Raw genomic sequence first — 7,766 nt, 5'->3', positions numbered from 1 at the left:
CGGACCACATCATGTTCTCCGTGGACTACCCCTACGCCGACCCGGAACTCGGCGGCCGCAACGCACGCCAGATGTTCGCACTGCCCTGACCCGCCTACCGAAACGGGGAACTCGCACGTCCGAAACGGGGGACTCGCGACAGCCGAGCCCGCGAACGTCACCCGGCGCCCAGGCACACGAACGGGCGGCGCATCGGATCCACGGCGACCGCGTCGGCCAGGGCGACCGCCGGGCTCGCGCCACCGGCCAGCGCGCGGTGGTAGTCGTCCATCGCCGCCGCCGACGCCTGGTCACCGACCTTGCTCAGCGGCGCGATCACCGTCTGGGACCCGCTGGCCAGCAGGGCGCTGGCGAACCCCAGCGCCTCGTCCCCCGGCCGGATCCGGTTGAGCGCCAGCTCGCACGCCGCCAGCACCACCTGGCGCGGCGGGCGCCGCAGCGCCGCCATTTCGTGCGCGTACAGCGCGCCGTCGTCCAATTCCAGCCGCGAGAACAGGGCGTTCTCCGGTTCGTGCGCGCCGTGCGCGGCGATGTGCGCGAGTTTCGCCCCGTCCAGCGCCCGCAGCACCGATTTGACCGCGGCCCGCGGTCCGGACATCAGCTTGGCCGTTCCGTAGTGCGCGGCCAGCTTGTCGATTTCCGCGCGCGCGGCCGTGAGGTTCGGGCCCCGCACGAGCACCACCTTGCGCGCCCGCCCGGATTCGGCTCGCTCCGCGGCGAGCCAGGCCGTCGCCGACGGCGCGACCACGGTGGGCCGGAAGTGCAGGCTCGGCAGCACCCCCCACGGCACGGCGTACAGGCCACCGGTCGGCACCACCACCAGGTCCCGATCGCCCACCACTTCGACCAGGGGCCGCGCGAGCTGGGCGTCCAGCAGGTCGGCCTGCCGGTTCGCCGAGTCCAGGATCACCTTGGCGAGCGGCGCCGGCAGGTGATCGGGAGCCAGCGCGTTGAGGTCCACGTTGAGCATCCGGGCGCTTTCCACCGCCCGCGTCGCCGACCCGAGCCGGAGCGTCCGGGCCCGGCCGTCCACCACCACGACCGCGACCAGATCGTCCTCGGACACCGCGAAGCTCACCAGCGCCCGGTTCCCCAGTTGCTCGGCCACCTCGTTCAGTCCCGCCACCGGCCGTGGCCGCCCCCAGCGCCCGGCGTGCCAGCCCAGCCGGTGCGCCTCGCGCAGCCGCTCCGCCCGCCGGGCCCGCAACGCCGCGGTCGGATGCCCGTCGTGCACCGCCTGGTGAATCGACTGGGTGAGGCTGCGTACCTCGGCGACCCGCTCCGCGAGCACCGGATCGTCGGCCTCGGCGACCGGCTCGTACCGGTAGGTCTGCGCGCGGGTGCGCTCCAGCCAGTCGAACAGCCGCCGCGGATTCGCGTCCCCGAGCACGAGGCGGATCGCGAGGTCGGCGAGCTCGCGGCCGTGCAGCGCCGTACCGGACACCAGTTCCAGCCCGCCCATGCGATCCCGGACCTGGTCCAGCTCGGCCACCCCGGTCCGGATCTCGGTGAGCGCCTTGCCGCGATTCCCTTGCGCCGCGGCCAGTTCGGCCCGGCAGAGGCGGCGGAGCATCCGCTGGTCGATCGGCGTGAGCTGCCCGGGCCTGGCCACCTCGGCCAGCAGCCTTTCCGCTTTCTTGAGGTTGCCACGCCGGATCTCCAACCGGACGGCCAGCATCCGCGCCACATTCGCCTGATCCGCGAGCCGCGGCGCCGCCATCGACTTCGCGACCCGCATCGCACGGCCGGGCAGCCCGCTGGGCACCTCGCCCGAGGCCAGCGCGTCCTGGGCGTCCGCCCTCAGCCCGATAATGGCGGCGTTGGCGACACAAGTCGCGCAGCCCCACTGCCGCATCCGCCGCCCCGCCGACTCCGCCAACTCCCGCGCGAGATCGAGTTCATCGGTCATAAGCGCCGAAGCGGCCCGGAACAGTTCCACATCGGCGAGGTCCCGGCTGATGCTGCGTTGTTCTCGCATGACTGGCAAGACCTCGTCGAGGTGCACGCCTGCCTCGTCGGCCAGTCCAGCCGTCAGCAACGCACGCGCCTCATCGAGCCGGAGCAACGCGGGAACGTCGACCTCGATCGAGCGATAGATCCGTTCACTTTCCTGATAGCGACGGAGGGCCGCCGGAACATCTCCGACCCTGAGTTCCAGATTTCCGAGCGGCCGTCTGACGTCAGCGGCATCGGTCTTCAGCTTGTACTTCTCGGCGAGATCGACTGCTTTGGTCAGGTCTTCTCTCGCCCGGCGCACCTTACCCAGTCGGGTGTTCGCGAGCCCTCGCGTCGCCAGGGTGTCGATGTAAAGCCCAATCATCGAAGCGGGATCCACGGCACGGGCTAGGCAGAACTCCTGGTGTTCGACCGACGCGTCGAAATACGAGACGCTTTCCTCATTGCGTCCCATGCCCATGAGCAGAAGGCCGGAATTGTGGTCGACCGCTCCACTCAGGTCCGCCTGCACGACAGGATCAGCCACTGCCTGAACGAGTTTTCGCACATCGTCCAAGCTCGCGAGGCCAGCGGCCGCATCACCGCTGGTCTCTGAAGACACAGTCGCCAGCGTGCACGCGATTCTGATGCGGACGACCAGCCAGTCAGGCCGATCTTCGGGACTCACTGGATCGATCGAGTCAAGCAGTCTCATGCCACGCTGCAACAAGCGAACCCCTTCGCGTTGGCGCGCGGAACAGTTCGCGGCTACGCCCGCACGGTGGAGTTCCCGCGCGTCACGTATAGCTCTGGCGGCGCTCGGCTGTGTCACAGGCACTCTCCTATGACAGCACAGACCGTAGCCAAAAATGTGCCCGCCCACCGGAAAGTTCGGCAGGCGGGCGATCACGCTTATTGGAAGCGGCTCACGGGGTCTTGTGAGCGCAGCCTCCCGAGCACTCGGTGCCCACACCTTGGTTGTCGCCGTCCTGCGGCTCCTCCCCCACGATCTCGATCTCCGGGTTGACCTTCGGAACCGGAGGCCCCGCCGGGACGGGCTGCTCCTCGACGACCTGACCGGTCTCGGTGGTGGTCATGTCGATCTCCTCCCCTGTTGATCTTCATTAGTCCAACTAGGTGACATGGGCTGCCGAAACATGCGACCTGGTAGCCCGGAGTCCCCCGTTCGACGGGTCCCCTTCCCCCGCGAACGGCCTAATACTGACACAACGGAGCAATTCGCGGGGCGGGTTTTCACACACACGGTCACCAAAGAGTGCGCGGCGACCACCCATCACACGCGTCGACCTGCCGTTATGCCCCCGTCAAGGAATCTTCTAGTTCCCGAATCCCGCCCTTTCGGGCACACGTTTCGGGGGCGCCCCCTGGAGAGCGCCCCCGAACCGCGACGAATCAGCCGACCTCGGTCGTCCCGAGGACGGTGTCCTGGTCCGGCGGGTCGAGCACCAGGTTGACGTCGAACTCGCCCAGCAGGCTGTCCGTGACGATGTGCGAGGTGGCCTTCGCGTCGACGGCGGTCTTCGCCGGTCCCGCGGGCACCCCGGCCGGGACCTTGAAGTCGACCGAACCCTTCGCGGCGAAGGTCAGCGGCCCCTCCTTCGGCACCTCGGTGTCCGGGATCGGCAGTTCGATCTTCAGCGGGACGCTCTGCCCGTTCGACGCGGTGAGCGTCACCGAGGACTTGATCGTTCCAGCCAGTTTCTTGGCGCCGACCAGGCGCAGGCCGTCACCGGCACCGGCACCGGCGTCCACGTCGATGCTGAACGGCACCGAAACCGCCTGACCGCTCGACACCTTCGCCGGGATGTCCACGTGGATGACCGACTTCACGCTCTGGTCGCCGATGACCGGGAAGCCACCCTTCCAGGTCAACGCCTTGTCCGCGGCGCCCGCGGTACCGGCGCCCAGCACACCCGTGGCAGCCATCGCGACCGCGGTGACGATTCCGGCCCTGAACAACCGGCGGTTGGCACGCTTTGCCTTTGTCGCTGTCATTCCCAGTCCTTTCTCCGGTGAATGAACGAAACAACTGATGGCAAAACCAGGGCCCCGGATCCACCGGCAGGGACGCTAGTGGGCGAAACGGGCGGCCAACAAGGCGTTCACCCAATTTTCATCGCGAGCGGAAAGGATTTATCACACCCGGCAGAATCGAATTGCCGAAGACGTGCTCACGCCGGACACTTTGGCTTCACACCAAGGAATTCTGCCGTCAACGCTCCGGTGTGGACACCGGCGGCGGGCCGAGGGGCCGCCCGCCGGGCCCGTTCGCGAACGTGGTCCACGGCGTCGAGGCCCGCTGGCCGACGCCCGGTTTCGTCCAGTCGCACACGCCACCGGGAAATGCCAGCTCGAGTCGTGCCCATTGCTGTTCGGTGAACGACACCCGGTAATCGGTCGGAGTCAGCGGTTTGAGCTGACATTTGACAATATCGTCGGCCAGGGGCGACCCGGCCGCGATCCGCGAATCGCCGTAGTGCGGGTACGCCGCGGCGCACCGCGCGGGGTCGGTCACCCGCGCGCCGAGGATCCAGCAGGTGTCCACGGCCGTCCCCGGCTTGTTCCGGATCACCTTGGCGGCCAGCGGGGCGCTGCCGGAATCCCGCTCGATTCCGGCGAGCCACTGGTCCAGGAGCACGAAGGACTTCTCCAGGACACCGTTCGGGAACGGCAGGGCCAGATCGGTGACCGGGAAGGTCCAGATGACCTGGTTGGCGTGGCCGCCGTTGTCCCGATCCAGTTTGGCCCGCATCTGGTAACTGTGGAACGACGTGTGGATCTCGAGCTCGATGTACGGGCGGAGGTCGATGATCGGGACGGTGGCGAGTTGCCGGGCGTCGGTGATCTGCCCGGTGCGGTGGGCGATCTCGGCCGCGCCCGGATCGGCCTCGATGCGGCCGGGCTGGAGGTTCCAGTCGATGCCCGTGCCGCCGACGCGGGCGTTGAGATCGGTGAACTGCTCCGGCGTGATCACCCCGCGGTTCAGCGCGTTCAGTCCATATTGGACACCGACGTTGTCCAGCGGCCGCTTGGCGAAACCGTCCTGCGGCCGGGGTCCCCAGACCGCCTTCTGGTAGTCCTGCACGGCGCAGCGCACACCACCGGGATTGGTCCGGGGGTGGTAGACCTGGTCCGCGGGCAGGTTGCAGTTCGCCGCCGCGGCCGGATCGACGAGCCCGCCGAACGCGGCTTCCCAGGCGCCGCAGTTGAGCACGCTCTGGTGCCCGTCGACGGCCGCGCGCCGCACCGGGTCGAGCCACTGCAGGGGCGCGGTGTGGTTGAAGTAGTTGAGCAGCAGGTGGCAGTCGGCGACCTCGGTGCCCGTGGTCCACAGATCGGGATAGCTGCACGTGGGCTGGATCCCGTCGAGCAGCCCGGGGTACATCCCGGCGATCAGCTGCTGCTGGATGGAACCGCCGGAACAGCCGTTGCCGATGGTGTACCGGATCCGGCCGTACCGCTCGACGATGCGCTCCTTGAGCATCATCAGCGCCTCGGCGGAGACCACCTGGTTCTCGTTCGACGCGTGCACCAGCAACCCCGAGGTGGCCACCAGGAATCCCCGCGACAGCGCGACGTGGTCGAGCACGTCCGGCGGGGCGTCCTGCGAGTGGTGGGCGCCCGCGCCGCCTTCGAACCGGACGCTCAGCTTGTGGTTCCACGCCGGGGGCAGGTCCTCGCCGCCGGGTTCGTCCAGGACGGCCAGCTGGTAGATGCCGCGGTCCATCGTGCCCTTCTCCACCCGCACGACATACGGCACGGTCCGGCCCTGGTCGGTGGTGGTCTTCGCGACCAGCGCGGGCAGGGGCGGATGCGCCGGATCGTACGGGAGAAACGTGCCGGTCACCGCGTTCCGGTAGACGTAGGAACGCACGGACGGGGCGTTGCACTGCGCGTCGACCGGTTCGCCGAGCCCGGCCGCCACGGTGCCGCACGCCCAGGGCCGCACCTGCGGTCCGGCGAACACCGGGCCGCCGATCGGATGGTTGGTGATGGTCAGCCGGGCGCCCCGGCCGGGGATCCGGGCGGACAGCACGTTGGCGCCGTTCTTCAACCCGTCGACCAGGCCGACGAACCGGCCACCGGGTTCGGGCGCGAACCGGCCGGTGACGTCGCGGCCGTCCACGTCGATCCGCGGCCGTTCCGGCCCGGAAACCGAGACCTCGACCAGCGCGTCGCCACCGGACACGAGATCCGCGCGGTTGGACAGCACCTGGATCCGGACCTCGGCCGGTGCCGCGGAGGCCGCGGCCGGAACCGCCAGGCCGAGCGCCGTCGCGGCGGCGAGGATCGCGGTGACGAGACGTCGCATCGTGACCTCCGTTGGTCTGGCGCCCGGCAAATCATCCTGGCGCACCAGCCGACCGGCGTCGATGTGCGACGGCACCGACCACCCGAACGCAGGTGTGTGACCGCACAATTCGGGAGACCGCGCGGCACCGGCTGGCCACCGCGCGCGGGCCTGAGATCATCGGTCGGTGATCACTCGAGGGATGCGCGATCCGCTGGCCATCGCCGTGGCCCAGCCGCCGTGCGTGTCGCACGACGTCGCGGCGAACGCCGTGACGCACGCGGCGGCGATCCGCGCCGCGGACGCGCGGGTGGTGGTCTTCCCCGAACTCTCCCTGACCGGATACGAACTGGACACCCCGGCGATCGCCGCCGACGATCCGCGCCTTTCGCCGATGGTCGAGGCCTGCGCCGAGGCGGGCGCCGTCGCGCTCGCCGGCGCCCCGGCGCGGGGTGCGGCGGGCCGACCGCACCTGTCCCTGCTGGCCGTCGACGGCACCGGCGCCACGGTGGCATACCACAAGATGTGGCTGGGCGGCGCGGAACCCGAACGGTTCGCCCCGGGCGGCGAACCGGCCGTCCTCGAGGTCGACGGCTGGCGGCTCGGACTGGCCGTCTGCAAGGACACCGGCGTCGCGCGGCACGCCGCCGACACCGCGGCCCTCGGCATCGACGCCTACGTCGCCGCCGTCGCGGAGCACGCCGAGGACGCGGCCGTGCTGGGCGAACGCGCCCGGCGGATCGCCACCGAGCATTCCGTCTGGGTCGCGGTGGCCAGTTTCGCCGGGCCGACCGGTGGCGGCTACACCCGGACCGCCGGTTGTTCGGGCATCTGGGGACCGGACGGAATCGTGGTCGCGCAGGCCGGGCCGGAAACCGGTGCCCTAACGCGGGCCGTGCTCGCCTGATCGCGGGGACCGAGAACCTTTGGCGCACTTGTCACTTCGCGACTCGGCAATGCCACGATTGACAATCGCCAGCTCAGCGAGGCCATCCGGCGGAGCGGCGTGGGCATGATTTTTCGCTACGTCGAGTAATCCAGTCTCTGATAGCGCACCCGGCATTCGAGGGAATTCCCGATTTCTCCCCTGGTCAAGACCCGGGGCCCCGGTTGCGCAACACTCGACACGACGGTCGTCGGCAGGGCTGCACCGATTTCGCATTCGAAGACTTCGATCAATCCGGCAAGCACCCGCCCGTGCGGCCGCACGGGCGACTCATCAGCCGCTCGTTCGGGGACTTGCCCCAGCCGCAGCGGATCGGCGGCGCGAAACCGCCACACAACCGGCACCCGGAATCGCAAAGAAAGCCCGGGGCTCACCCCGGAACCGTACGCTAAGGTTACGGTCATTGTATTTCTCAGCGTACGATACAACAGGGATTGACCCGTTGCTAAGTATCGGGGTATGGTTATTTCCGGTGCCGCGCTCCCGGTGACCCCCAGGCTGGTAGAGCGCGGCACTTCTTATTTCAACTCGACGCCGCTCCGGTTTATGCCCCGGACGACCGCACTGTTGTCG

General features: G+C 69.3%; 7 protein-coding genes. 3 read left to right on the top strand and 4 right to left on the bottom strand.

Translation table 11 applies throughout. The features are described from left to right. Positions 1 to 157 precede the first annotated feature (157 nt). Positions 158 to 1,978, bottom strand: coding sequence for a CHAT domain-containing protein (locus tag FXO23_RS37270; RefSeq protein ID WP_246258252.1), 1,821 nt, complete (start codon positions 1,976 to 1,978; stop codon positions 158 to 160). On the opposite strand from FXO23_RS37270, the gene FXO23_RS51915 reads away from it, so the two are divergent. Both FXO23_RS51915 and FXO23_RS51910 read left to right on the top strand, forming a co-directional pair. Then, positions 1,967 to 2,347, top strand: a complete 381-nt coding sequence (locus FXO23_RS51915) for a hypothetical protein (RefSeq protein WP_246258251.1) — start codon at positions 1,967 to 1,969, stop codon at positions 2,345 to 2,347. The two genes, FXO23_RS37270 and FXO23_RS51915, sit on opposite strands and share 12 nt — an antisense overlap. Positions 2,348 to 2,359: 12 nt before the next feature. Continuing rightward, the gene (locus tag FXO23_RS51910; RefSeq protein ID WP_246258250.1) at positions 2,360 to 2,551 is read left to right on the top strand and encodes a PH domain-containing protein; all 192 of its coding nucleotides are present in this window, start codon (positions 2,360 to 2,362) and stop codon (positions 2,549 to 2,551) included. Between the two features lie 310 nt (positions 2,552 to 2,861). Here FXO23_RS51910 and FXO23_RS37265 read toward each other — a convergent pair whose 3' ends face one another. The 3 genes from FXO23_RS37265 to FXO23_RS37255 form a co-directional block, all read right to left on the bottom strand. Next, the gene (locus tag FXO23_RS37265) at positions 2,862 to 3,032 is read right to left on the bottom strand and encodes a hypothetical protein (protein ID WP_158891148.1); all 171 of its coding nucleotides are present in this window, start codon (positions 3,030 to 3,032) and stop codon (positions 2,862 to 2,864) included. Positions 3,033 to 3,348: 316 nt separating this feature from the next. Beyond that, positions 3,349 to 3,951, bottom strand: a complete 603-nt coding sequence (locus FXO23_RS37260; protein WP_158891146.1) for a DUF6801 domain-containing protein — start codon at positions 3,949 to 3,951, stop codon at positions 3,349 to 3,351. A gap of 217 nt (positions 3,952 to 4,168) precedes the next feature. Beyond that, entirely contained in the window at positions 4,169 to 6,268 is a 2,100-nt protein-coding gene (locus FXO23_RS37255; protein ID WP_218952267.1) for a DUF6351 family protein, read from the bottom strand. Positions 6,269 to 6,434: 166 nt separating this feature from the next. Between FXO23_RS37255 and FXO23_RS37250 the strand changes: the two genes are divergently transcribed. After that, positions 6,435 to 7,154 carry a carbon-nitrogen hydrolase family protein gene (locus tag FXO23_RS37250; protein ID WP_218952266.1) on the top strand — a complete coding sequence of 240 codons (720 nt, stop codon included), beginning with the start codon at positions 6,435 to 6,437 and terminating at the stop codon, positions 7,152 to 7,154. The last annotated feature ends 612 nt before the right edge of the window (positions 7,155 to 7,766 follow it).

It is taken from the genome of Amycolatopsis anabasis (assembly GCF_009765355.1).
GTDB lineage: Bacteria > Actinomycetota > Actinomycetes > Mycobacteriales > Pseudonocardiaceae > Amycolatopsis > Amycolatopsis anabasis.
The sequence above is the reverse complement of the archived record's forward strand: the minus strand, read 5'-3'. Positions and strand labels throughout refer to the sequence as shown.